This window comes from Dellaglioa sp. CoH-57-MRSF-21 (assembly GCF_056781915.1).
Window position 1 is genome coordinate 22,446 of sequence record NZ_JBXAXU010000003.1, and the last position, 23,179, is coordinate 45,624.

At 36.8% G+C, this 23,179-nt stretch carries 35 protein-coding genes; 30 read left to right on the plus strand and 5 right to left on the minus strand.

Annotated elements, in window-relative coordinates:
- Window positions 1-9: 9 nt before the first annotated feature.
- From rpsC to rpsI, 29 genes are all read left to right on the plus strand, one after another.
- Window positions 10-666: a 30S ribosomal protein S3 gene (gene rpsC, locus AC1RPQ_RS03810; protein WP_057974636.1), complete on the plus strand. Its 657-nt coding sequence runs from the start codon at window positions 10-12 to the stop codon at window positions 664-666.
- 3 nt (window positions 667-669) lie between these two features.
- Window positions 670-1,104: a 50S ribosomal protein L16 gene (rplP, locus tag AC1RPQ_RS03815; protein ID WP_057974635.1), complete on the plus strand. Its 435-nt coding sequence runs from the start codon at window positions 670-672 to the stop codon at window positions 1,102-1,104.
- Entirely contained in the window at window positions 1,094-1,288 is a 195-nt protein-coding gene (rpmC, locus tag AC1RPQ_RS03820; protein ID WP_057974634.1) for a 50S ribosomal protein L29, read from the plus strand. The genes rplP and rpmC overlap by 11 nt, the downstream gene beginning before the upstream one ends.
- Before the next feature lie 25 nt (window positions 1,289-1,313).
- Window positions 1,314-1,580, plus strand: a complete 267-nt coding sequence (gene rpsQ / locus AC1RPQ_RS03825; RefSeq protein WP_057974633.1) for a 30S ribosomal protein S17 — start codon at window positions 1,314-1,316, stop codon at window positions 1,578-1,580.
- A 52-nt stretch (window positions 1,581-1,632) separates the two neighbouring features.
- On the plus strand, window positions 1,633-2,001 hold the full coding sequence (gene rplN, locus AC1RPQ_RS03830; RefSeq protein ID WP_409022023.1) for a 50S ribosomal protein L14: 369 nt from the start codon (window positions 1,633-1,635) through the stop codon (window positions 1,999-2,001).
- A gap of 32 nt (window positions 2,002-2,033) precedes the next feature.
- Window positions 2,034-2,342 (plus strand): 50S ribosomal protein L24, encoded by a 309-nt coding sequence (gene rplX / locus AC1RPQ_RS03835; RefSeq protein ID WP_409022024.1) that lies wholly within the window; start codon window positions 2,034-2,036, stop codon window positions 2,340-2,342.
- 27 nt (window positions 2,343-2,369) lie between these two features.
- Window positions 2,370-2,912 carry a 50S ribosomal protein L5 gene (gene rplE, locus AC1RPQ_RS03840; RefSeq protein ID WP_409022025.1) on the plus strand — a complete coding sequence of 181 codons (543 nt, stop codon included), beginning with the start codon at window positions 2,370-2,372 and terminating at the stop codon, window positions 2,910-2,912.
- 18 nt (window positions 2,913-2,930) lie between these two features.
- Window positions 2,931-3,116 (plus strand): type Z 30S ribosomal protein S14, encoded by a 186-nt coding sequence (locus AC1RPQ_RS03845; RefSeq protein WP_057974629.1) that lies wholly within the window; start codon window positions 2,931-2,933, stop codon window positions 3,114-3,116.
- A gap of 33 nt (window positions 3,117-3,149) precedes the next feature.
- A complete protein-coding gene (gene rpsH, locus AC1RPQ_RS03850) occupies window positions 3,150-3,548 on the plus strand; it encodes a 30S ribosomal protein S8 (protein WP_057974628.1) in 399 nt (132 codons plus the stop codon).
- 30 nt (window positions 3,549-3,578) lie between these two features.
- Window positions 3,579-4,115: a 50S ribosomal protein L6 gene (rplF, locus tag AC1RPQ_RS03855; protein WP_481761615.1), complete on the plus strand. Its 537-nt coding sequence runs from the start codon at window positions 3,579-3,581 to the stop codon at window positions 4,113-4,115.
- 53 nt (window positions 4,116-4,168) lie between these two features.
- Window positions 4,169-4,525, plus strand: coding sequence for a 50S ribosomal protein L18 (rplR, locus tag AC1RPQ_RS03860; protein ID WP_462298812.1), 357 nt, complete (start codon window positions 4,169-4,171; stop codon window positions 4,523-4,525).
- Between the two features lie 19 nt (window positions 4,526-4,544).
- Complete coding sequence (gene rpsE, locus AC1RPQ_RS03865) at window positions 4,545-5,045, plus strand: 30S ribosomal protein S5 (protein WP_409022028.1); 501 nt, start codon at window positions 4,545-4,547, stop codon at window positions 5,043-5,045.
- Between the two features lie 12 nt (window positions 5,046-5,057).
- A complete protein-coding gene (gene rpmD, locus AC1RPQ_RS03870; protein ID WP_057974624.1) occupies window positions 5,058-5,240 on the plus strand; it encodes a 50S ribosomal protein L30 in 183 nt (60 codons plus the stop codon).
- Window positions 5,241-5,285: 45 nt separating this feature from the next.
- A complete protein-coding gene (gene rplO, locus AC1RPQ_RS03875) occupies window positions 5,286-5,720 on the plus strand; it encodes a 50S ribosomal protein L15 (protein WP_409022029.1) in 435 nt (144 codons plus the stop codon).
- Entirely contained in the window at window positions 5,720-7,015 is a 1,296-nt protein-coding gene (gene secY / locus AC1RPQ_RS03880; protein WP_409022030.1) for a preprotein translocase subunit SecY, read from the plus strand. The genes rplO and secY overlap by 1 nt, the downstream gene beginning before the upstream one ends.
- A gap of 76 nt (window positions 7,016-7,091) precedes the next feature.
- On the plus strand, window positions 7,092-7,754 hold the full coding sequence (locus AC1RPQ_RS03885) for an adenylate kinase (protein WP_481761614.1): 663 nt from the start codon (window positions 7,092-7,094) through the stop codon (window positions 7,752-7,754).
- A 196-nt stretch (window positions 7,755-7,950) separates the two neighbouring features.
- Entirely contained in the window at window positions 7,951-8,169 is a 219-nt protein-coding gene (gene infA, locus AC1RPQ_RS03890; protein WP_057974621.1) for a translation initiation factor IF-1, read from the plus strand.
- A 35-nt stretch (window positions 8,170-8,204) separates the two neighbouring features.
- Window positions 8,205-8,321 carry a 50S ribosomal protein L36 gene (gene rpmJ / locus AC1RPQ_RS03895; protein ID WP_057756760.1) on the plus strand — a complete coding sequence of 39 codons (117 nt, stop codon included), beginning with the start codon at window positions 8,205-8,207 and terminating at the stop codon, window positions 8,319-8,321.
- 24 nt (window positions 8,322-8,345) lie between these two features.
- Window positions 8,346-8,711, plus strand: a complete 366-nt coding sequence (gene rpsM, locus AC1RPQ_RS03900; protein WP_057974620.1) for a 30S ribosomal protein S13 — start codon at window positions 8,346-8,348, stop codon at window positions 8,709-8,711.
- 28 nt (window positions 8,712-8,739) lie between these two features.
- On the plus strand, window positions 8,740-9,129 hold the full coding sequence (rpsK, locus tag AC1RPQ_RS03905) for a 30S ribosomal protein S11 (RefSeq protein ID WP_057974619.1): 390 nt from the start codon (window positions 8,740-8,742) through the stop codon (window positions 9,127-9,129).
- Between the two features lie 85 nt (window positions 9,130-9,214).
- Window positions 9,215-10,153 carry a DNA-directed RNA polymerase subunit alpha gene (locus AC1RPQ_RS03910; RefSeq protein ID WP_409022032.1) on the plus strand — a complete coding sequence of 313 codons (939 nt, stop codon included), beginning with the start codon at window positions 9,215-9,217 and terminating at the stop codon, window positions 10,151-10,153.
- Between the two features lie 27 nt (window positions 10,154-10,180).
- Window positions 10,181-10,561 (plus strand): 50S ribosomal protein L17, encoded by a 381-nt coding sequence (gene rplQ / locus AC1RPQ_RS03915; RefSeq protein ID WP_057974617.1) that lies wholly within the window; start codon window positions 10,181-10,183, stop codon window positions 10,559-10,561.
- Window positions 10,562-10,815: 254 nt separating this feature from the next.
- Window positions 10,816-11,238, plus strand: coding sequence for a GNAT family N-acetyltransferase (locus AC1RPQ_RS03920; RefSeq protein WP_481761613.1), 423 nt, complete (start codon window positions 10,816-10,818; stop codon window positions 11,236-11,238).
- Between the two features lie 271 nt (window positions 11,239-11,509).
- On the plus strand, window positions 11,510-12,355 hold the full coding sequence (locus tag AC1RPQ_RS03925; RefSeq protein WP_481761612.1) for an energy-coupling factor ABC transporter ATP-binding protein: 846 nt from the start codon (window positions 11,510-11,512) through the stop codon (window positions 12,353-12,355).
- The gene (locus tag AC1RPQ_RS03930; RefSeq protein ID WP_481761611.1) at window positions 12,331-13,209 is read left to right on the plus strand and encodes an energy-coupling factor ABC transporter ATP-binding protein; all 879 of its coding nucleotides are present in this window, start codon (window positions 12,331-12,333) and stop codon (window positions 13,207-13,209) included. The genes AC1RPQ_RS03925 and AC1RPQ_RS03930 overlap by 25 nt, the downstream gene beginning before the upstream one ends.
- Window positions 13,193-13,996: an energy-coupling factor transporter transmembrane component T family protein gene (locus AC1RPQ_RS03935; protein WP_481761610.1), complete on the plus strand. Its 804-nt coding sequence runs from the start codon at window positions 13,193-13,195 to the stop codon at window positions 13,994-13,996. Before AC1RPQ_RS03930 ends, AC1RPQ_RS03935 begins: the two co-directional genes overlap by 17 nt.
- Window positions 13,997-14,008: 12 nt before the next feature.
- The gene (truA, locus tag AC1RPQ_RS03940; RefSeq protein ID WP_409022037.1) at window positions 14,009-14,773 is read left to right on the plus strand and encodes a tRNA pseudouridine(38-40) synthase TruA; all 765 of its coding nucleotides are present in this window, start codon (window positions 14,009-14,011) and stop codon (window positions 14,771-14,773) included.
- A 202-nt stretch (window positions 14,774-14,975) separates the two neighbouring features.
- Complete coding sequence (rplM, locus tag AC1RPQ_RS03945) at window positions 14,976-15,419, plus strand: 50S ribosomal protein L13 (protein WP_057974611.1); 444 nt, start codon at window positions 14,976-14,978, stop codon at window positions 15,417-15,419.
- Window positions 15,420-15,432: 13 nt separating this feature from the next.
- A complete protein-coding gene (rpsI, locus tag AC1RPQ_RS03950; protein WP_409022038.1) occupies window positions 15,433-15,825 on the plus strand; it encodes a 30S ribosomal protein S9 in 393 nt (130 codons plus the stop codon).
- 561 nt (window positions 15,826-16,386) lie between these two features.
- Here the strand turns inward: rpsI and AC1RPQ_RS03955 are convergent.
- The 4 genes from AC1RPQ_RS03955 to AC1RPQ_RS03970 are packed head-to-tail and all read right to left on the minus strand — an operon-like array spanning window position 16,387 to window position 20,789.
- A complete protein-coding gene (locus tag AC1RPQ_RS03955; protein WP_481761609.1) occupies window positions 16,387-17,079 on the minus strand; it encodes a DUF6287 domain-containing protein in 693 nt (230 codons plus the stop codon).
- A gap of 25 nt (window positions 17,080-17,104) precedes the next feature.
- The gene (locus tag AC1RPQ_RS03960) at window positions 17,105-19,786 is read right to left on the minus strand and encodes an SEC10/PgrA surface exclusion domain-containing protein (protein WP_481761608.1); all 2,682 of its coding nucleotides are present in this window, start codon (window positions 19,784-19,786) and stop codon (window positions 17,105-17,107) included.
- A gap of 31 nt (window positions 19,787-19,817) precedes the next feature.
- Complete coding sequence (locus AC1RPQ_RS03965) at window positions 19,818-20,183, minus strand: hypothetical protein (protein WP_481761607.1); 366 nt, start codon at window positions 20,181-20,183, stop codon at window positions 19,818-19,820.
- 36 nt (window positions 20,184-20,219) lie between these two features.
- Complete coding sequence (locus AC1RPQ_RS03970) at window positions 20,220-20,789, minus strand: hypothetical protein (RefSeq protein WP_481761606.1); 570 nt, start codon at window positions 20,787-20,789, stop codon at window positions 20,220-20,222.
- 233 nt (window positions 20,790-21,022) lie between these two features.
- On the opposite strand from AC1RPQ_RS03970, the gene AC1RPQ_RS03975 reads away from it, so the two are divergent.
- The gene (locus AC1RPQ_RS03975; RefSeq protein WP_481761605.1) at window positions 21,023-21,331 is read left to right on the plus strand and encodes a helix-turn-helix domain-containing protein; all 309 of its coding nucleotides are present in this window, start codon (window positions 21,023-21,025) and stop codon (window positions 21,329-21,331) included.
- Between the two features lie 229 nt (window positions 21,332-21,560).
- Here the strand turns inward: AC1RPQ_RS03975 and AC1RPQ_RS03980 are convergent, their stop codons facing one another.
- Entirely contained in the window at window positions 21,561-22,784 is a 1,224-nt protein-coding gene (locus AC1RPQ_RS03980) for an ISL3 family transposase (protein WP_481762183.1), read from the minus strand.
- Between the last annotated feature and the right edge of the window lie 395 nt (window positions 22,785-23,179).

Genomic DNA, 23,179 nt, shown 5'->3' on the forward strand with positions numbered 1-23,179 from the left:
GGATAACGCGTGGGTCAAAAAATAAATCCAACGGGATTACGTGTAGGTATCATTCGTGATTGGGATTCAAAATGGTATGCAGAAAAAGATTTTGCAAACTACCTTCATGAAGATTTACACATCCGTAAATACATTCAAGAAAAATTAACCGACGCTTCTGTCTCTATCGTTGAAATCGAACGCGCTGCAAAACGTGTTAACGTTTCAATCCATACTGCTAAACCTGGTATGGTTATCGGTAAAGGTGGAGCTGAAGTTGAAAAACTTCGTAAAGAATTAAATGATTTAACAGGTAAACGTGTGCATATCAACATTGTTGAAATCAAACGTCCTGATTTAGATGCTCAATTAGTCGGCGAAAACGTTGCGGAACAATTAGAAAACCGTGTCGCATTCCGTCGTGCTGTTAAACAAGCTATGCAACGTACAATGCGCTCTGGTGCTAAAGGTATCAAAGTTCAAGTTGCTGGCCGTCTTAACGGAGCTGATATGTCTCGTGTTGAAAGCTACTCAGATGGTACAGTTCCATTACATACCTTAAGAGCAGATATTGACTACGCTTGGGTTGAAGCAATGACTACTTACGGTAAATTAGGCGTTAAAGTCTGGATCTACCGTGGTGAAATCTTACCAGCTAAGAAAAACGCTGTGAAAGGAGGGAAATAACCTATGTTAGTACCTAAACGTACAAAATTCCGTCGTGAATTCCGTGGTAAAATGCGTGGGGAAGCTAAAGGTGGCAAAGAAGTCGCTTTTGGAGAATTCGGTTTACAGGCTCTTGAATCATCATGGATCACTAACCGTCAAATCGAAGCTTCTCGTGTCGCTATTAACCGTCATATGAAACGTGGTGGGAAAGTATGGATTAAAATTTTCCCTCATAAATCATATACTGCAAAAGCAATTGGTGTTCGAATGGGTTCTGGTAAAGGTGCTCCTGAAGGATGGGTAGCTCCAGTTAAACGTGGAAAGATCATGTTTGAAGTTGCCGGTGTTCCCGAAGAAGTTGCTCGCGAAGCTTTACGCTTAGCATCAAACAAACTTCCAGTGAGAACTAAAATTGTAAAACGTGAGGAAGTAGGTGGCGAATCACATGAAGGCTAAGGAAATTAATGAATTAACCACTGCTGAAATGATTACCAAAGAACAAGAATTTAAAGATGAATTGTTTAACTTACGCTTCCAATTAGCTACCGGTCAATTAGAAAATACCGCACGCTTAAGTGAAGTACGTAAAACAATTGCTCGTATTAAAACGGCATTACGCCAACAAGAATTAAACAAGTAGATTACGAAAGGGAGGCCATTTACGCATGAGTGAAACTCGTAACCAACGTAAAGTCTATCAAGGACGCGTTGTATCCGACAAAATGGATAAAACGATTAGTGTTCTTATCGAAACATACAAGACACACAAAACCTACGGTAAACGTGTGACTTATTCTAAAAAATTCTATGCACATGATGAAAATAACGAAGCAAAAATCGGCGATATCGTTCAAATTATGGAAACTCGTCCGTTGTCAGCAACTAAGAGATTCCGTTTATTAGATATCGTTGAAAAAGCAGTTATTGCTTAAGCATAATTGCCATTCGTATTTCTAATTTGCTATCGAAAGGAGGACACTTACTGTGATACAAACAGAAAGTCGTTTAAAAATTGCCGACAATTCAGGCGCAAAAGAAATCTTAACTATTAAAGTTTTAGGTGGATCAAAGCGTAAAACTGCTAATATCGGTGACGTTATTGTTGCTACTGTTAAACATGCAACACCAGGTGGTGTTGTCAAAAAAGGTGAAGTTGTTAAAGCTGTAATCGTACGTACAAAATCAGGTGCTCATCGCGCTGACGGTTCATACATCAAATTTGATGAAAATGCTGCCGTTATCATCCAAGATGATAAAAGCCCTAAAGGTACACGTATCTTTGGACCTGTTGCACGTGAATTACGTGATAACAATTTCATGAAGATTGTTTCTTTAGCACCCGAAGTATTATAAGAAATCCATCGGAAAACAAGGAGGTGCGCTAAATGTTCGTCAAAACTGGTGATAAAGTTCAATTAATTGCAGGTAAAGATAAAGGTAAACAAGGTACTGTTACTAAAGTTTTCCTTAAAGATGACCGTGTGATTGTTGAAGGCATGAATATTGCAAAAAAACATCAAAAACCTAGTAACTCGAATCCACAAGGTGGCATCGTGGATATAGAAGCACCAATTCACGTTTCAAACGTGATGCTTATCGACCCATCTACAAACGAACCAACTCGTGTTGGCTTCAAAGTTGTAGACGGCAAGAAAGTTAGAGTTTCTAAAAAATCAGGTGAAACTGTTAAATAGACCTACTGAAAGGAGGACACTTTCTTCATGACTAACCGTTTAAAAGAAAAGTTCACTAATGAAATTACACCATCTATGATGGAAAAATTTAACTACACATCAATTATGCAAACACCTCAAGTTGATAAAATTGTTATCAACATGGGTGTTGGTGATGCTGTTACTAATGCTAAAAATTTAGATAAAGCTGTTGAAGAATTAGCTTTAATCGCTGGTCAAAAACCTTTGGTTACAAAAGCTAAAAAATCAATTGCTGGCTTCCGTTTACGTGAAGGTATGCCAATCGGTGCTAAAGTTACTTTACGTGGCGAACGCATGTACGATTTCTTAGATAAATTAGTTTCAGTTTCATTACCTCGTGTGCGTGATTTCCGTGGCGTTAGCAAAAAAGCCTTTGATGGCCGTGGTAACTATACTTTAGGTGTTCGCGAACAATTAATTTTCCCAGAAATCGATTTTGATGATGTGGATAAAGTTCGTGGAATGGATATCGTTATTGTTACAACTGCTAATACTGATGAGGAATCAAAAGAATTACTCACACAATTAGGTATGCCGTTTTCTAAATAATAAGGAGGTTACAAAGCTTTGGCTAAAAAATCATTAATTGCAAAGAACAAACGTCCAGCAAAATTCTCTACACAAGCTTATACACGTTGCGAACGTTGTGGTCGCCCACATTCTGTTTATCGTAAATTTAAATTATGCCGTATTTGTCTTCGTGACCTTGCTCACAAAGGCCAAATTCCTGGTATGAAAAAAGCTAGCTGGTAAATCTAAAAGACAAGTTAAAGGAGGGTAAACTCAATGGTCATGACTGATCCGATCGCAGACTTTTTAACTCGTATCCGTAATGCAAACATGGTACGGCATGAGTCTTTAGAAGTGCCTGCTTCAAAAATCAAACGTGATATCGCTGAAATCCTTAAAAATGAAGGTTTCGTACGTGATATCGAATACATCGATGATGACAAACAAGGTATTATCCGTGTATTTTTAAAATTTGGAAAAGACAACGAACGTGTAATCTCTGGTATTAAACGTATCTCAAAACCAGGATTACGTACGTACGTTCAAGCTGATGCAGTTCCTAAAGTATTAAATGGTTTAGGAATCGCAGTTATCTCAACATCAGAAGGTGTGATGACAGATAAAGATGCACGCGCCAAACAAATTGGTGGCGAAGTCTTAGCATACATCTGGTAATCAATTAATTCGTAAGGAGGTGTCACTCGCGTGAGTCGTATAGGTTATAAAGAAATCGTTCTTCCTGCTGGTGTAGAAGTTACACAAGAAGGTCAAATGGTTACAGTAAAAGGCCCCAAAGGTGAATTAACTCGTAAGTTCTCTAGTGCTATTACAATGCATGTTGAAGGTCTTTCAGTTAAATTTACTCGTGAAAGTGACGATAAAAGCACTCGTGCCTTACATGGTACAATGCGTGCCAACGTAAACAACATGGTTCTTGGTGTTACAGAAGGTTTCAAAAAAGAACTTGAGTTGATTGGTGTTGGTTATCGTGCACAATTACAAGGGAAAAAATTAGTATTAAATGTTGGTTATTCACATCCAGTGGATTTTGAAGAACGCGAAAACTTAACTGTTGAAGTTCCTGCAAATACAAGTATTATTATTTCAGGTATCAGTAAACAAGAAGTTGGCGATCTTGCCGCAGAAATTCGTGCCGTTCGTCCTCCAGAACCTTATAAAGGTAAAGGAATTCGTTACGTTGGCGAATATGTTCGTCGTAAAGAAGGTAAAACAGGTAAATAATGCTGCTTAGCATTGCTTACTTTGTTTTTGAATAAAATCAAGAGGTGAAAATTGTGATTACAAAACCAGATAGAAATAAAACACGTTCAAAACGTCATTTACGTGTTCGTGGCAAGATTTCTGGAACTGCAGAGTGCCCACGCTTAAACGTATTCCGTTCTAATAACCACATCTACGCTCAAGTAATTGATGACGTAGCGGGTGTAACGCTAGCAAGTGCCTCAACAATTGATAGTGAAGTAACTGGCGACAGTAAAGTAGCAAAAGCTACTGCTGTTGGCGCATTAGTTGCTAAACGTGCTAATGACAAAGGTATCAAAGCTGTTGTTTTTGATCGTGGCGGATACTTATACCATGGACGCGTTGCTGCTTTAGCTGAAGCAGCTCGTGAAAATGGATTAGAATTCTAAGAAAGGGAGGAAATAGTTTATGACTTTCATTGATCCAACTCATTTAGATTTAGAAGATCGTGTTGTTGCGATTAACCGTGTTACTAAAGTTGTAAAAGGTGGACGTCGTCTACGTTTTGCTGCATTAGTTATTGTCGGTGATCACAATGGTCATGTAGGCTTCGGTACAGGTAAAGCTCAAGAAGTTCCTGAAGCAATCCGTAAAGCAGTTGAAGATGCTAAAAAGAACTTGATTGAAGTACCTATGGTCGGTACGACACTTCCTCACGAAGTTCTCGGTCAATACAGTGGTGGACGCATTATGCTTAAACCAGCTGTTGAAGGTTCTGGAGTTGCCGCTGGTGGTTCAGTTCGTGCCGTTATGGAACTTGCTGGAGTAGCAGATGTAACAAGTAAATCATTAGGCTCAAATACACCAATCAACGTTGTTCGCGCAACAATGGATGGTTTAAAGAAAATGAAGAGTGCTGAAGAAGTTGCTGCATTACGTGGCGTTTCTATTCAACACTTAGCTGACTAGGAGGACTAAAACATGACAGATTTAAAAATTACATTAAAACGCAGTGTCATCGGACGTCCTCAAAATCAACGCGAAATCGTTAAAGCTTTCGGTTTACACCGTATTAGCAGCTCTGTTATTCGTCCTAATGACGCAGTAACACGAGGCGTTATCGCCAAGATTTCTCATTTAGTGGACGTTGAAGAAGTTAAATAACATCAACATCTTGTTTGCAGTTTAAAATAAGGAGGTGCCAACCCTATGAAATTACATGAATTAAAACCAAGTGAAGGTTCTCGCTCAGTACGTAACCGTGTCGGACGTGGAACATCTTCAGGTAATGGTAAAACTTCTGGACGTGGTCAAAAAGGCCAAAAAGCCCGTAGTAAAGTACGTTTAGGTTTTGAAGGTGGACAAATGCCTTTATTCCGTCGTATGCCAAAACGTGGATTTAATAACTTCAACCGTAAAGAATATGCAGTTGTCAATTTAGATAGCTTAAACAAATTCGAAAACGGTGCTGAAGTAACACCAGCATTACTTGTTGAATCAGGTATTGTTAAGAACGAAAAATCAGGAATTAAAATTTTAGCTTCCGGCGAACTTAACAAGAAATTATCTGTTAAAGCAGGTAAATTCTCAGCTGCTGCTAAAGAAGCTATTGAAGCTGCCGGTGGTCAAACAGAGGTGATCTAATGCTTAAAGTGATGAAAAATGCATTAGCTGTGAAAGAAATCCGTCAAAAGATTTTTTTCACTTTATGCGTTTTAATTGTCTTTCGCTTAGGTACTTTTATAACAGTTCCTGGAATTAACCATGCTGCAATTGCTAGTGCAACAAGTAGTAACTTAGTTAGTCTTCTTAACACTTTTAGTGGTGGTGGATTAACTAATTACTCAATTTTCGCAATGGGGGTTTCACCCTACATTACAGCTCAAATTGTTATTCAATTACTACAAATGGACATTGTTCCTCGTTTTGTAGAATGGAGTAAGCAAGGTGAAGTTGGTCGTCGTAAATTGAATCAAGCTACACGTTACCTAACAATTGTCTTAGCATTTGTTCAATCTGTAGGTATCACCGCAGGGTTAGACTCATTAAGTAGTTTAGGTTTGGTTAACAATCCAAGTACGCAAACATATGTTGTTTTGGGCGTTATTTTAACAGCCGGAACAATGTTTACGACTTGGTTAGGTGATATGATTACTGAACGTGGTATTGGGAATGGTGTTTCCATGTTAATCATGGCAGGTATCGTTTCTCGTATTCCAGGTGGTATTAAACAGATTTTCAATGAACAAATTTTCCAAGCTGATAAAGGTGATCTTTGGGGGGGCATCTTGTTCATAGTTATCTTGCTCGTTATTATTTTTGCAATCGTAACTTTTGTAACATATGTTCAACAAGCTAACTATAAGATTCCAATTCAATACACAAGACGTGTTGCTGGTGCGACAGATAGTTCATATCTGCCACTTAAGGTAAACGTTGCGGGTGTTATCCCCGTTATTTTTGCGAGTTCGTTCATTGCAACACCCCAAACTGTGCTTTTGGCATTCCAAAGCTCACAAGGGGACACGACTTGGTATAAAGTATTAAGTCAAGTTTTCAACATGCAAACAACATACGGAGCCATCCTATATACCGTATTGATTGTCTTGTTCACATTCTTCTACGCTTTCGTACAGGTAAATCCTGAGAAACTCTCAGAGAATTTACAAAAACAAGGAAGTTATATTCCAAGTGTTTGGCCTGGTAAAGCAACAGAAAAATATGTTTCAAAATTATTAATGCGTTTAAGTACTGTTGGTTCATTATTCTTAGGATTTGTTGCTTTAATTCCATTATTAGCATCAAGTTTGTTCGGATTAGATGAATCAGTTGGTTTGGGTGGTACTAGTCTGTTGATTGTCGTTGGGGTTGCTCTTGAAACTATTCGTCAATTAGAGGGTATGATGATGAAACGTAAGTACGTCGGATTCATTAGATAATCGATAAAAAACAAATTTTAAACTGAGAATTAGGTTAGGCTGATGCCTAACCATTTCTCATATTAGGAGGATATTCATGACTAAAATGAACCTGATGTTAATGGGTTTACCTGGTGCAGGTAAGGGAACACAAGCTGAAAAGATTGTCGACGCTTTCCACATCGCTCATATCTCTACGGGAGACATCTTCCGTGCAGCAATGAAAAATGAAACACCAATGGGACTTGAAGCTAAAAAGTATATCGATCGTGGTGACCTTGTTCCTGATGAAGTCACAAATGGCATTGTCAAAGAACGATTAGCTGAAGATGATATTCAAGATGGCTACATGCTTGATGGGTTTCCAAGAAATATGGCACAAGCTGTTGCCTTGGACGAAATCGGTAAGGACCTTGGAAAACCTCTTAACGCAGTCATTGACATTCATGTTGATCCTGAATCTCTAATCGAACGTTTAACTGGTCGTTACATTTGTCGTAATTGTGGAGCTACATATCACAAAATCTTCAACCCCACAAAGGTTGAAGGAACATGTGATCGCTGTGGGCAACATGAATTTTATCAACGTGAAGATGACAAACTTGAAACGGTTAAAAATCGTTTAGAAGTTAACATCAAAATGAATACACCGTTATTAGATTTTTACGAACAACGTCATCTATTGTATACAGTAGATGGTAACCGCGATATTGAAGATGTATTTGCAGATATTGAAACGATTTTAAACAATCTCAAGTAATCTGAGTATTCCGCTGCAAAGTAATTGTGCCGGAGTGGCTAACTTGCATCTGAGATAGCGGTATGATAGAATAATTCCGGTTTATCTTTTCAGGAGGATATTTGTAATAATATCCTGATAAGAACGGGTGAGAGTGTCTAATTCTCGCCATTTTTACATGTAAAGTTAAAACACGATTTTAAGGAGGTACATTTACGTGGCGAAAGAAGAAGTAATTGAGATTGAGGGTACGGTCCGTGAAACGTTACCCAATGCGACTTTTCGAGTTGTACTTGAAAATGATCATGAAATTTTAGCTCATGTCTCTGGTAAAATTCGTAAGAATTATATTCGTATTTTACCTGGTGATAAAGTGACGGTTGAAATGTCTCCTTACGATTTAAGTAAGGGTCGTATTACTTATCGCTTTAAATAGATTGTACTTCAAAAACTTTTAGGAGGTATAATTCAATGAAAGTAAGACCATCAGTAAAACCAATGTGTGAACATTGTAAAGTTATCAAGCGCAAAGGTCGAGTTATGATCATTTGTAGCGCAAATCCAAAACATAAACAACGTCAAGGATAATAAAAATTAGGAGGTGTAATTGTTATGGCTCGTATTGCAGGTATTGATATTCCACGTGATAAAAGAATCGTGGTAGCATTAACTTACATTTATGGAATCGGTAATACAACTGCTGCTAAGATCTTGGTAGAAGCAGAAGTATCAGAAGATATTAGAACTCGTGATTTAACAACTGACCAAGAGGATGCAATCCGTAAAGTTGTTGATCAATTTAAAATTGAAGGTGACTTACGTCGCGAAATCAGTTTAAACATTAAACGTCTCCAAGAAATTGGAACGTACCGAGGCATGCGTCATCGTCGTGGTTTACCAGTTCGTGGACAAAACACGAAAAACAACGCTCGTACACGTAAAGGCCCAGCTACATCAATTGCAGGCCGCAAGAAATAATTACTAGATTAAGGAGGTAATACTATTTATGGCAACTAAGAAAGTTTCTCGCAAACGCCGTGTTAAAAAACATATTGAAGCCGGTGTTGCACATATTCATTCTACTTTTAACAATACACTTGTTATGATTACTGATGTTAACGGTAACGCTGTTGCATGGTCATCAGCTGGTGCATTAGGTTTTAGAGGTAGTCGTAAATCTACACCATTCGCAGCACAAATGGCAGCAGAAGCTGCAGCTAAAGGCTCAATGGAAAATGGTATGAAGACTGTTGAAGTAGCAGTTAAAGGACCTGGTTCTGGCCGTGAAGCCGCAATCCGTGCTTTACAAACTACTGGTCTTGAAGTAACAGCAATTCGCGATGTTACTCCAGTGCCTCATAATGGATGTCGTCCTCCAAAACGCCGTCGTGTTTAACGTGGATTAATATTCATTACGGAGTTGAACTTCATAATGTTTTCACTAGATTACACGTTACGTTTTGAAAGGGGTAAAGATAAGAATGATTGAATTTGAAAAACCAAATATTCATAAGATAGATGAAAGTCCTAACTATGGTAAATTTGTTGTAGAACCACTTGAACGCGGTTATGGTACGACATTAGGTAATTCACTTCGTCGGATTCTATTATCTTCCTTACCAGGCGCATCTATTACTAATATTCAAATTGATGGTGTTTTACATGAGTTTTCAACTATTGAAGGCGTATTGGAAGATGTTACTCAAATTATCTTGAATATTAAGAAAGTTGCTTTGAAGTTAGCTGCTGATGAAGACCAATCCATCGAAATTGATGTGAAAGGTCCCGCAGAGGTTACTGCCGGTGACATCATTGTAAACAGTGATGTTGAAGTATTAAATCCCGACTTGTACATTTGTACAGTCGCAGAAGGTGCATCTTTTCATGTTCGCATGAACGCTAGCAATGGTCGTGGATACGTATCTGCTGATCAAAACAAAGCGGAAGATATGCCAATTGGCGTATTACCAATTGACTCCATTTATACCCCAATCGAACGTGTGAACTACCAAGTAGAAAAAACACGTGTTGGTCAAAAAGATGATTATGACAAATTGACACTTGATGTTTGGACTAATGGTTCAATTACACCAAGCGAAGCCATTAGTTTGTCGGCTAAAATTTTAACTGAGCATTTGACTTTATTTGTTGATTTAACCGATGAAGCTAAAAATGCTGAAATTATGGTTGAAAAAGAAGAAACACATAAAGAAAAAATGCTCGAAATGACGATTGAAGAACTTGATTTATCAGTTCGTTCATACAATTGTTTGAAACGTGCTGGAATCAACACGGTTCAAGAATTAACGAATAAATCCGAAGCTGACATGATGAAAGTCCGTAACTTGGGCCGTAAATCATTGGAAGAAGTTAAAGCTAAATTAGCTGCGCTTGATTTATCATTACGTCATGATGACTAATATTATATAGAGGGAGGGAAACTATTCATGAGTTACCGCAAATTAGGACGTACAAGTTCTCAACGTAAAGCAATGTTACGTGATTTAACAACAAGTCTTATTATCAACGAACGAATTGTGACTACTGAAGCTCGCGCTAAAGAAGTACGCAAATCTGCCGATAAAATGATTTCTTTAGGTAAACGTGGTGATTTAGCTTCACGTCGTCGTGCTGCTGCTTTCGTAAGAAACACAGTTGCTGACGTGAAAGAAGATGGTGACGATGTCACTGTTCAATCAGCATTACAAAAATTATTTTCTGATGTAGCTCCTCGTTACGCTGAACGTAATGGTGGATACACTAGAACTATGAAAACAATGCCTCGTCGTGGCGATGCCGCACAAATGGTTATTATTGAATTAGTATAATTCGTTAACAGATAATTTTTCACTTTGATTGATGATTAAAAACAAACGTTATGATGATGGAGTAATCTTAGTCTAGTTTGAAGGTTCTTCACATTTGTGATTTGCCGGTCATCCTTCATAGTGATTTTTTATTGTCTAATGAGGTCTGAAAAAAGGGTTCTGAACACATTTTAATAATGTGTTCAGAACCCTTTTTTTATGTGCTAAAACCTAGTATGATAATAGTATTCTTAATCTGTTTAGGGGGTAATGTGATGGCACAAAGTTCAATACAACTTTACCGTTATGATAGTAAATATTTATCGGAAATAACGACATTATTCAACCAAACAATTCAAGAGATTAACCGACAAGATTATTCACAACTAGAAATTAATGAGTGGGTGCAGAATAATCCAGATCTGAGTGCATGGCATAAACGATTAAGTGAATCATTTACGCTACTTGCCATCAAAGATTTAAAGGTCATAGGATTTGGTAACCTTGAAGTAACAGGACATATTGATATGCTGTACGTAGAGAGTTCTATGATTCGACAGCATATCGGAGCGCTTATTTTAACAGAATTAACAAATTACCAAAGGAATGAATTACAAATAAATGTACAAACGGTAGAGGCTTCAATAACTGCTGTCTCTTTTTTTGAACATTATGGGTTTAAAATTATAAAAAGATAAGATAATTATCGACATCAACAAAATCTAGTTAATTATCAAATGGTGAGAGAAATTTAGCTTAAAATGCAGTTCTTAGCGCAATATAAAAAGGTGTGACTAAATGGCTGTTTATTGTTAATTAAGAGCTTAAAAGTACAAAAAATGCATTTTAGATGTATGTTGTATAGATAGGACAACTATAAAGAGTAAAAGTATAAATACACTGAGTTCATTTTGGCCTGTGATATAATGCAAAACGTAAGTTATCTTGTGAATTGTGAGGACAGTAACAATGACTGAATTAATTAAAGTTGATCATTTAAATTATCAATATGAAGCACAAAAAGAAATGAGTGAAATGGCACTTAAAGATGTGTCCTTTACGATTGAAAAAGGTGACTGGGTTGCAATTATTGGTCATAACGGTAGTGGGAAAAGTACATTATCTAAAAATATTAATGGCTTGCTAGCACCTCAATCAGGTGAAATCACAGTAGATGGCCTTATTTTATCACCAGAAACGGTCTGGGATATTCGTCGTAAGATTGGCATCGTTTTTCAAAACCCAGATAACCAGTTTGTGGGAGCAACTGTTGAAGATGACGTTGCATTTGGACTTGAAAACAATGGAATAGAACGTAAAGAAATGCAAGAACGAGTCAGAGACGCGCTTGAACGTGTAGATATGTGGGAGTTTGCGGCCAAGGAACCTGCTAGACTATCTGGGGGACAGAAACAACGTGTCGCAATCGCTGGAATTGTCGCTCTAAGGCCAGAAGTTATCATCTTGGATGAATCAACTAGCATGTTGGATCCAGAAGGTCGTGACGAAGTTTTGAGCCTAATACATCAACTCAAAGAAGAACGTGGGCTAACAATTATTTCAATCACGCATGATATTAATGAAGCGGCAAGTGCTGACAAAATTATGGTTATGGACAAAGGCGAGCTGGTAAAAGAAGGCACACCTGCTGAAATTTTTGCACTTGGTGAACAATTAGTAGATATGGGATTAGATATTCCATATCCAGAACGCTTAAAAGTCGCGCTTAAAAAACGTCATTTTGACATTCCGGACGACTATATGACAGAGGAAGGTATGGTAGATTGGTTATGGCAATTAAATTCAACGAAGTAGCCTTTACCTACCAAAAAGGGACACCTTTTGAAAGTCGGGCGCTACATAATATCAATCTTGAAATTGAGGACGGCTCATTTACAGCAATTGTTGGACATACAGGTTCTGGTAAATCGACCCTATTGCAACATTTAAATGGCCTATTAAAACCAACTGAAGGTAAAATTACAATTGGGAATCAAATCATTACACCAGAAACGGCCAATAAAACGTTAAACGATTTACGAAAACAAGTTGGCATCGTTTTTCAATTTCCAGAAGCACAATTGTTTGAAGAAACGGTTATTAAAGATGTGGCATTTGCGCCAAAAAACTTTGGTAAAACAGATGAAGAAGCTGAGAAAATAGCGACAAAAATGTTGAAGTTAGTTGGATTACCAGAGAATATCTATCAGCAATCACCATTTGACCTCTCTGGTGGTCAAATGCGTCGCGTAGCAATCGCTGGAATTCTGGCTATGGAACCTAAAATCTTGGTTTTAGACGAACCCACAGCAGGATTAGATCCTAAAGGTCGCGTTGATATGATGGCAATGTTCGAAGAACTTCATCGTGAACAAAATTTGACGATTATTCTCGTAACGCATCAGATGGATGATGTGGCAAATTATGCGAATCACGCTATTATCATGTCAAAAGGAACGATTATTAAATCGGGCACACCAAGAGAAGTTTTTGCTGATCCAGAGTTCTTATTAAGTAACCATTTGAACGTGCCAACAACAACGTTATTTTCAAAAAAATTAATTGAAAAAGGCTTTGAATTCAAGGAGATGCCTTTAACAGAGAATGAATTAGCCGACGACCTCGTCACGCTGCTAAGCCAAAATGGAGGTCATGACGCTAATGAATAAGTTGATTTTTGGACGTTACATAGCGGGTGATTCACTCGTTCACCGCATGGATCCGCGTGCTAAATTAGTTTTGAGTTTTTATTTTGTTGGAATAATCTTTATGGCAAATAATTGGCAAAGTTTTTCTATGCTTTTAGTTTTTACGTTAGGATGTATTTTAGCGTCAAAAATTAATATGAGTTTCTTTTTAAAAGGTGTCCGGCCATTAATTTGGCTGATTATCTTTACGGTTGCTTTGCAAATGCTATTTTCAAGTGGTGGCCAAATGTACTGGCATTGGGGGATTTTTAAAATTTCTCAATTTGGTGTGACAAATGGATTATATATTTTTTGCCGATTTATTTTAATTATTTTTATGTCAACATTATTGACGTTGTCAACGGCACCACTCCAACTAGCAGATGCGATTGAATCTTTATTAAAACCACTTAAAGCAATCAAATTTCCAGTTTATGAAATTGCGTTAATGTTATCAATCGCGTTACGTTTTGTCCCTACATTAATGGATGAGACAGAAAAAATTATGAACGCTCAACGAGCTCGAGGTGTGAACTTTGGTCAAGGGTCGCTAATTAAACAAATGCAATCAATTATCCCGTTGTTAATTCCGCTATTTGTAAGTTCGTTCAATCGTGCCGAAGATTTAGCGATTGCCATGGAATCTCGTGGTTACCAGGGTGGAGAAGGTCGAACAAAGTATCGTATTTTAAAATGGCGGACGGCTGATACGTTAGCTTTTGTTTTATTCGCTATCGTTACCGTTGCATTAGTCTACCTCAAAAATTAAGGATGAATAAATATGTCAGTACGTTTTAAAATTACCGTTGCTTATGATGGCGCAGCTTTTGCAGGGTTTCAGAGGCAGCCAAACCAACGGACGGTTGAATCTGTCTTAGAAAAAGCAGTAACAATTATGAGTAAATCAGAAGTACCAGTTAGAATTTATGGTTCAGGCCGAACAGATGCTGGCGTTCATGCCTTAGGACAGGTTTTTCATTTTGACTTCATGCATGAAATTCCGGAAACTAGCATGATGAGAGCATTGAACAGTTTATTGCCACTGGATGTTCAAGTTAAAAAAGCCGAACTTGTCAGTGATGATTTTCATTCACGCTATAGTACGCATGGTAAACGATATATGTATCGTGTTTCTCAAGGTGAATTTACCGACCCATTTAAACGCTTCTACACGGGTCATTATAAATACAAGATAGATATCGCCAAAATTGAAGAAGCATTACCTGATTTAGTTGGCGAACATGATTTTTCTAGTTTCGTGGCGGCAGGTAGCCAGGTTACAGATCACGTTCGGACGATTTATGAGGCAACCGTGAGAGAAGATAAAGAAAACCATGAAATTATTTTTGAATTTTATGGAAATGGCTTTCTGTACAATATGGTCCGAATTTTAGTCGCTACACTCCTAGAAATAGGGAACGGCCGGCGTCCGGTTCATGATATTTTACGGTTATATGAAGTAAAGGATCGACAACAAGCTCGAGAAACAGCTCCGGCGAGTGGATTATATTTAAAAAAGGTTTATTATCCGGACGAATTAGGGTAATATAGAAGTTATTGACAATATGAATACTAAGGCAATTTTAAATCTGAAAAGGTGTTATTTATTTGTGGGATGCCCATAAATTAGATTGACAAATTGACTTTTAATAGTTAATATTATAAATGGTATTGTTTGCCCCACTGATAGGCCCCGGAAACTTATTTGAGTGTCAAACAAACAACATGAAAAAACGGAGGAAACAATCGTGCGTACAACTTATTTAGCAAAAAAAGGCGAAATAGAACGTAAATGGTATGTTATTGATGCAACTGATATTTCTTTAGGTCGCTTATCAACTGTCGTTGCTTCTATCTTACGCGGTAAAAACAAACCAACATTCACACCTAATGTGGATACTGGTGATAACGTTATTGTTATCAATGCAGAAAAGGTTGGTTTAACTGGTCACAAAGCTGACAGAAAATTATACCAACATCATACAGATCATCCAGGTGGTTTAAAAACTCGTACTGCTGGTGATTTCCGTGCCAACGATCCTGAAAAATTGATTGCTTTCTCTGTTAAAGGTATGCTTCCAAAAGGTACTCTTGGTAAAGAACAAGCATTGAAATTACACGTATATCGTGGTGCAGAACATGATCAACAAGCACAACAACCAGAAACTTTAGATATTACAAACTTAATTTAAGGAGGCAATTGAAATGGCTCAAGTCGTATATTCAGGAACAGGTCGTCGTAAAAACTCAGTAGCTCGCGTACGTTTAGTACCAGGTACTGGTAAAATTACTATCAACAACAAAGCAATTGAAGATTACATTCCATTTGCTAACTTACGTGAAGTAGTCTTACAACCATTTAACGCTACAGAAACATTAGGTAGTTATGATGTTTTAGTTAACGCTAATGGTGGTGGCTTCTCAGGTCAAGCTGGCGCAGTTCGCCATGGTATTGCTCGCGCATTACTTACAGTAGATCCAGATTTCCGTGCAGCTCTTAAATCTGCAGGATTACTTACTCGTGATCCTCGTATGAAAGAACGTAAGAAACCAGGTCTTAAGAAAGCTCGTAAAGCAAGCCAATTCTCAAAACGTTAATATATATTTATATCGATATTTTGAAGCACTTCACAAAGCAATTTGTGAGGTGTTTTTTTTGGTATATTGCAGTTGTCACTGGTGAATATTTTTGGTTCTATTGCAACTATTGTTGGTGAATATATTATGGAGGGTGTTGTCACTTTGTGACAACGCCTTTTTTATGTACATAATCCTCATTACAAAGAAAATGTGTTTCCTAAAATTACTGAAATCGTAGGCATTACGTTTAATATGTTTCAATTCATTGTTAGTTTCTTAAAGTTGGCCACTAGAATAACGTAGTAGCCTAATAGAGATGCCCGCCATCCGTAGCTAACAATTTGATTATGTTGAGAACTCTGCAGGGGTGTCAGGCATTTTTGAAGGTAATCTAAAGTACCATAAACTCCGATGACTGCTGGATTAAGGAGTGCTTTCAGCAAATTTCATATTTAGTAAAACCTTAGTATTATTTGTCATAGGAGACTCTTTTTAGTGTCATACAAAAAAATCTGTTGCCAGTGATAGATTTTTCTATCACTGGCAACAGATATTGTAGACCTTCTATTTATATATATATTAACTTTGGCTGTAAACCGCGGTCACTGAGTTACTACTTGACCAAACAACAATCAGATTCTGCTTGTTCGTTTCTTCACCAGTATTAACACCATATTCGTGACTAGTCCCTTTGGGATAGAACATGACGGACCAATTAATAGAAACATCACTTGCATTACTTAAGCTGGCGGTTAAGATATTATTAGCAACTTCAAATTTCGTCGCATGCAGCCCATTCTGATCTTTTAAGCCAGCTTTATTTAATGTAAACGAAGATGATGACACTAGACTATCTTTAGTAATATTTAACGGCTGAACATCATCAAGTGGTAAGTCGCGTCCCCGTGCTTCTAACTTCACAATTTGCCACTGACCGACGATACTGCTGTAATCACTGACTTGAATTTGATCTAAATTCATCTGTTTTGGTTGATTTACTTCTTTGGCAGGCGTCTTTTTAATCGTATTTACTTTTTTTGACGACTGCGCTTTTTTCTTATCTGACACGGATTCTTTTTTTGGTTGATTTACTTCTTTAGTATGCGTCTTTTTAGTTGTATCTGCTTTTTTTGACGACTGCGCCTTTTTCTTATCTGACACGGATACTTGTTTTGGCTGACTTGTTTGCTCAGACTGTGACTTTTGTTGCCCACACGCTGTTAATAAAGCAACCATTACGATACTAGTCATTACAAGTAAAGGCTTCTTCATCTCAATTCCTCCTTACAATAACGAATTAGTGTTTACGACGGCGCGTTCCTGCAAGTCCAAAGAGACTAACGGCACCAACAAGAGCTGCACCAATCACTGAAACGACTGACGAATTAGTTTCGTCAGTTTGTGGTAATACCGAAGCACCTAATATTTTAGCGTTATTGATTTCTGAATGATCAGCAGCTTTAAGACGTGATGTTGATGTATTATTGCTTGGTGCAACAATACCATTGTTGTCAGTCGTGTCTTTAGCTGTTTCACTACCTTTAGCAACAACAGAACCAGTTACGTTACCTTTATCTGAACCATTGTCTGAACCTGTTACATGACCAGTATGTGAACCAGAATCGTTATCAGTACCAGTTGATGGTTTGTCAACATTGTTCAAAGCATCTTCGATGTCTTTTTCATGTTGTAATTTAGCTAATGCAGCTTGTGCATCGTCTAAAGCTTTCTTAGATGCATCAGCGATTGCTTGTAACTTCGCATATTGTGCATCGTCAGCAACGGAAGCAGCTTGTGCATCTTCGGCAGCTTTAACAGCCTCGTCGTATGCTTTTTTAGCAGCTTCAACAGCTTTTGTTGCGTCAACTAAGTTAGCTTCAGCATTCTTTAAGTCATCTAAATGATTTGTTTTTTCGCCAAGTGCGTCTTGACCAGCTTTTAAAGCTGCTTGAGCGGCACTTAATTTAGCAGTTGCATCTTTTAATGCAGTTTTAGCAGTAACTAATTTAGCATTAGCTGCGTCTAAAGTCATGTGTTTTTGAGCTTGTGTTGTTTTAGTTGTAGCTAAGGCAGCTTGTGCATCTTTTAAAGCTTGTTGTTTTTGAGGCATTGATGCATTTAAATCATCAACAACTGTTTGTGCATTTTTAACAGCTACAGTAGCAGTTTTAACATCGTTTTGTGCTTTAGTTAAGGCTGTGTGTGCTGTTGCTTGTTTTGTTTTAGCAGTTGCTAAAGCAGTTTTAGCTGTAGCTAAGGCTTGGTTAGCTTTAACTGTTTGTGATTTAGCTGCTGCAAGAGCTGCATCAGCAGTTTTTGAAGTTGCTGTTTTAGCAGTAACGTCGCTTGCTAATTTATCAATTTGAGCTTGACTGACAGTTCCAGATTCAACAGGTGTAGTGCTAAATTTAGAAGCGTCGTTAACATCATAGTCATCAACAAAGTTAAAGAAACTTGTTAAGAAGATATTACCGTTAGATTGTTTAAATTGACCGAAGCCAAGACCGAACCATGTGTTATTGGCAGGTGTATATGTTGCCATAATGCCAGCAACACTTACGGCATGGCCCCATTCACCCCCATTGAATAAGAAGGCATTCATTGAATCATAGATAGATTTCTTGAAAGCATCAAGACTAAGATTCCAACCATTTTCAGATGATTTATCGAAGATAGTATTCATATCTTGTTGTGTTAAGTATGTTAATCCCATACCGTTAGCAATGCTGTTGTTTAATGCATTGTCATGACCATCATCAGGATCGTTATTCTTAGATGTATAAGCATCGCCGATTGATTGACCTAATTTTTTAGAACCTTCTGAGACTTCAACTTGTGTGCTACCAAAACGGTCACGCACTTCATTTAATAATTGTTTAGCATATTCATTTAAGTCATCAAGATATTTGTTTAAATCTGATTGGTTGTTAATATGAACAGTTTTATCTTGGTCATTTGAAATGTAGCCGCCATTTAATGCCCATTCTTTTTCAGTTGCAGCTGTTAAACTGTCAATGACATCTTGATAATTAGCGTCAGCTGATGAAGCATCTGAATAAGCCTTTAAGGCATTAATGTAGTCTTGGCTTAAGTTGATGTGATTTTGGTTAGCTTGATGATTACCTTGTTGTTTCTTAGCATCATCTAATGCTTTTTGAGCAGTATCTTTAGCTTTTTGAGCAGCGTCAGCTTTAGCTTTAGCATCATTTTGTTGTTTGTTAGCATCAGTTACGCCAGTTTGAGCGTTATTAACATTGTTTTGTGCGTCAGCAATATTCTTGTCAGCTTGGTCAGCACCTTTTTGAGCATTGTCTTCAGTTGTTTGAGCTTGATCCAAGTTATCTTTGGCATTGCTTAAATTCTTGTCGGCTTCGGCTGAACCTTTGCCATCAAGGTTATTTTGAGCATTATCAACGTTTTCTTGAGCTTTATCAGCATCTTTATCAGATTGGTCAGCACCTTTTTGGGCTTCATCAACGCCAGTTTGAGCATTATCGACATCTGTTTTACCTTTATCAACATCTGTTTTAGCGTTATCAACGTCTTGACCTAATTGGTTATTTGTTTTGTCTTGTTCGTCAACTGCATCTTGAGCGTTATTGATAGATTCATCAGTTGCGTTATCAGCAGTATTTTGCGCATTTTGTTGATTATCAACAGCACTGTTTAAATCTTCTTGTGATTGATTAGCATTTTCTTCAGTTTGACCAGCATTGTCTTTAGAAGCATCGGCTGTGTCTTTAGAAGTATCAGCAGCACTTTGATCTTTGTCAGCTGTATCTTTGGCATTATCAACGTCAGTTTGAGCGTCTTTAATATCGTCATCTAATTTTTGACTGTTAGATTGAACTGTTTGAGTATGAGTTGTTTCAGTTGAGTCGGGTGTAGTTGTTGCAGCGTTTGCCGTTGTTGTAGCACCAACGACAGTAACTCCAGCGATTAATGCACTTGATAATAAAGTAATGTTTGATTTTTTCATAATATAAAATATCCTCCCAATAAATTAATAATTATTTAGCAACCTGTTCAAATTTTAACCCCTCTAATAAAAATCCGAAGCCCATCATTTGTGAACCAGTTACGGAATTAAGTGTAAATGTTTTTTTATCTTTGTCTAAACTAGCTTTCATTGTATAATCATCAAATTTCATGGTAAGTTTACCGTCTTCAATTTCATAAGTACCTTGGTCTGACTTTTTATCAGTTTCAACTTTAGTCACAGTGTTTCCTTTAAACTTCAACTCAAATTTGGAACCACCCATGTCGGAAATATAGCTTCCATCCATCTTATTTGAATTGCCCATCATAAACATAGCCACAATAATAACTATAGCTACTATACTGACACCGGTAATAATATTTGCTTTTTTTGACATTTTTTCTCCATTTTTATAAATTTAATATAATAAATCTTATTTTCTGAACGAATTAAATGCACTGACGGTTGAGGACATAGCTGCCAAGCGTGCATTTGAGGCAATATCTTGTTGTAAGCCTCTCATTTCTTCCTGCATTGAAAGTTGAGTTTCTTGGAATTGTTGTGTTTCTAAAATGTTAAAGGCTTCTTGCAAATCACGTGCCCGAGTTTCATCAATTAATTTCCAAAGACGAAAAATATCGAAATAGTTGTAGAATTTCTCTGGGAATCCTTGCTTGCCTGCAATATAATCTTCATTTGCCATTTCAGCGTCCAAGTCTGCTAAGGCTTGTGTTTTAGATTCATTACCCGGCATAATATAAACAAAATATTTAAAAGCAAATAGCGCGATAACAGCAATGATGAATGGCATCGCCGCACTTGTCTGACTAGTAATCATAAAAAGAACAATTAAAACGACTAATGCGATGATTATTCCTCGAAATTTTTTCTTACCTTTTTCAATCTTAGCCTCTGCTTCACGAATTTGTTGTTGGATAACTGCAGCTCCCGCTGTAACACTTCTTTTTGCCATTAAAAAATCTAAAAGTTCTTCTTTATTCATAATTTTCTCCCTTTTCTTTGAACGAATTATTAACCAACCTTTACCAAACGATCCCTATAAAATCTCCTCCCCCAAAAAAGTAATTTATATCTTGCACTATCTTCACATGATATATTTTATCTCAAAAATATACTCAATACTACCTTTTTATGTAACTTTATAGGTATACTGAGAGCTTTGAAAGTGTGCGCACTTAATTTATCATTAAACATATGGATAAATAGGAGCGATTTATGATTATACTTGTGGGCACTTTCATTCGGAAAAAGCGAAAAGAATTAGGACTTACAATTGAAGAATTGGCAGAAATGGCGGACGTATCCGCCAGCTATTTGGCTCGACTCGAAAGAGGACAATTAGACGATACGAGTACAAGAAAGTTGGAACTAGTTCTGAATGCCTTACAATTAAATTTGGCTGATATATTAATGAGTAATGATTTTAACGACATTTATACGCCCGAATTAATTAACAGATTGAAAAGCATGACCACAGATGATAGAATGCGTATCTCTAAAGCGTTACTGGAAATCTTGAAATAGAAATTGATTAGACATATATTAAATGGGTAGAGAGTGTGTAAAGCATAAAAAAAGACACCATTAATGGTGTCTTGACTAGTCTATTTTATGGTGTTAATTTTATCTCGTATTATGGATTTTATTCAATGTTGTTCCTTTTTCAATATTGTAAAGTATTGATACAAGTGGATTCAAATAGATAAGATTCCATGAAGTATTAATCGATAATTCTCAAAACGCTAATATATATTTATATCGATATTTTGAAGCACTTCACAAAGCAATTTGTGAGGTGTTTTTTTGTATGGATTTTAAGTGTATAAAATATTCTAGTTCGGAATCTACGAAAATTTCTAAATTCAAAACCAACGCGTTTAATGACCTTAATTTTATTGTTTATTCCTTCTAAAGGACCGTTAGTATAATAATAGCCAAAATTATTTTTAATCTCAGAATGGTGACAAAGCAACGTTTCAATACTTTTAAGCATTTCTTCAGAACACCTTTCGGTGTTTCTAACTGTAAAATCATAAGATTTCCAGTCCTTCAACCGAATGGTTGATCTTATTTGGTTCATGAGTTCATATGATTTATTTAGTTCAGGATGAATCGCTAATAAATGATCAACGACATTTGTTTCTGTTGTTAGGTATGGGAAATAAGTCCATTTCTTGAAATTTTTAAAATCTAAGGTTTCAGAAGGTTTTAACAGGAGCTTCCAGTAACGTTTTAGTGCTTTGTAGTCTTGTGATGATTTTGAAAGTTCTTTCATCAGTCTAATTCTAGTTTTAGTGAATCCACGATTCACTGAATTGATAATATGAAAGGTATCTATGATGACAATCGCGTTAGGAAAGACTTCTTTGGCTAGTTTAGGATAGGTATAATTCATATCAGTTACGATAATTTTCACGTTTTTTCTAGCTGCAGCTGAGTAACGATAAAAATAACGTTCTATTTGATAGAATCTTCTAAAAGATAAAAGTTTGATTAATTCATGGTTACTAGCATCCATAAATTCAAAACTCATGGCATCTGTAGCTGATTTGGTACTCTTGACTTCGTCAAGTAGGAGTACTTTAGGTAAAAATTTATAATTAGGTTTAAAATCACGTTCAAAGGTCATTAAAATACGACCTACAAAGGAATCAGGATTCGAAATTTCATTAGCAATATGAGTTAAAGAAACGGATTCCGCTAATTTAGTTAAACAGAGCTGTTTAGATAGATTGGAAATCGTACAATTTTTAGGAACCACACTTGTTTGGACAAGGAAGTATGACTGCCGCTCATGACAGCTAAAGTATCTTCGTTTGAGTGATAAAATGATACATTTACCAAAAAATTTAGGGTAGCGTATGGGTGTTTGACGCCAACTATACCTGATAATCTGTCCTTCGTTTTTAATATCACAATTTGGACAATCCCTTCGGCTGGTAATCAAGAACACGGTTAAATCGAGTGACACCGTCATTAGAAGACTGATAATCAACAATCGTTAGACTACTGTCTTTTATTTTAAGCCAAAATTTAGTATGATTAGGCATGCGGAGAGTTCCATCTTTCTTATTAATTCATCTGTGGTGGTTGAGGGATAATGAACATGGATGAACTCGTAACCAAAAGTCTTATGACTTTTGGCTTTTTTTTGTTATTATACAAAAAAACTGTCATCAGTAATAGTTTTTACACTAGTCCCAACAACAGATAGTACAGAGCCTTTTTATTGTATTTAAAATTTAAAGATATTTCCTTCTATTTGGAATATTCGTTGGGTTTTGGGAGCAACTACTGATAATAACCTAGCTAAAACACAAAGAAAAGTAAAGGGTATATAAACGATTTCTCCTCCCTTTACATTTTTTCATT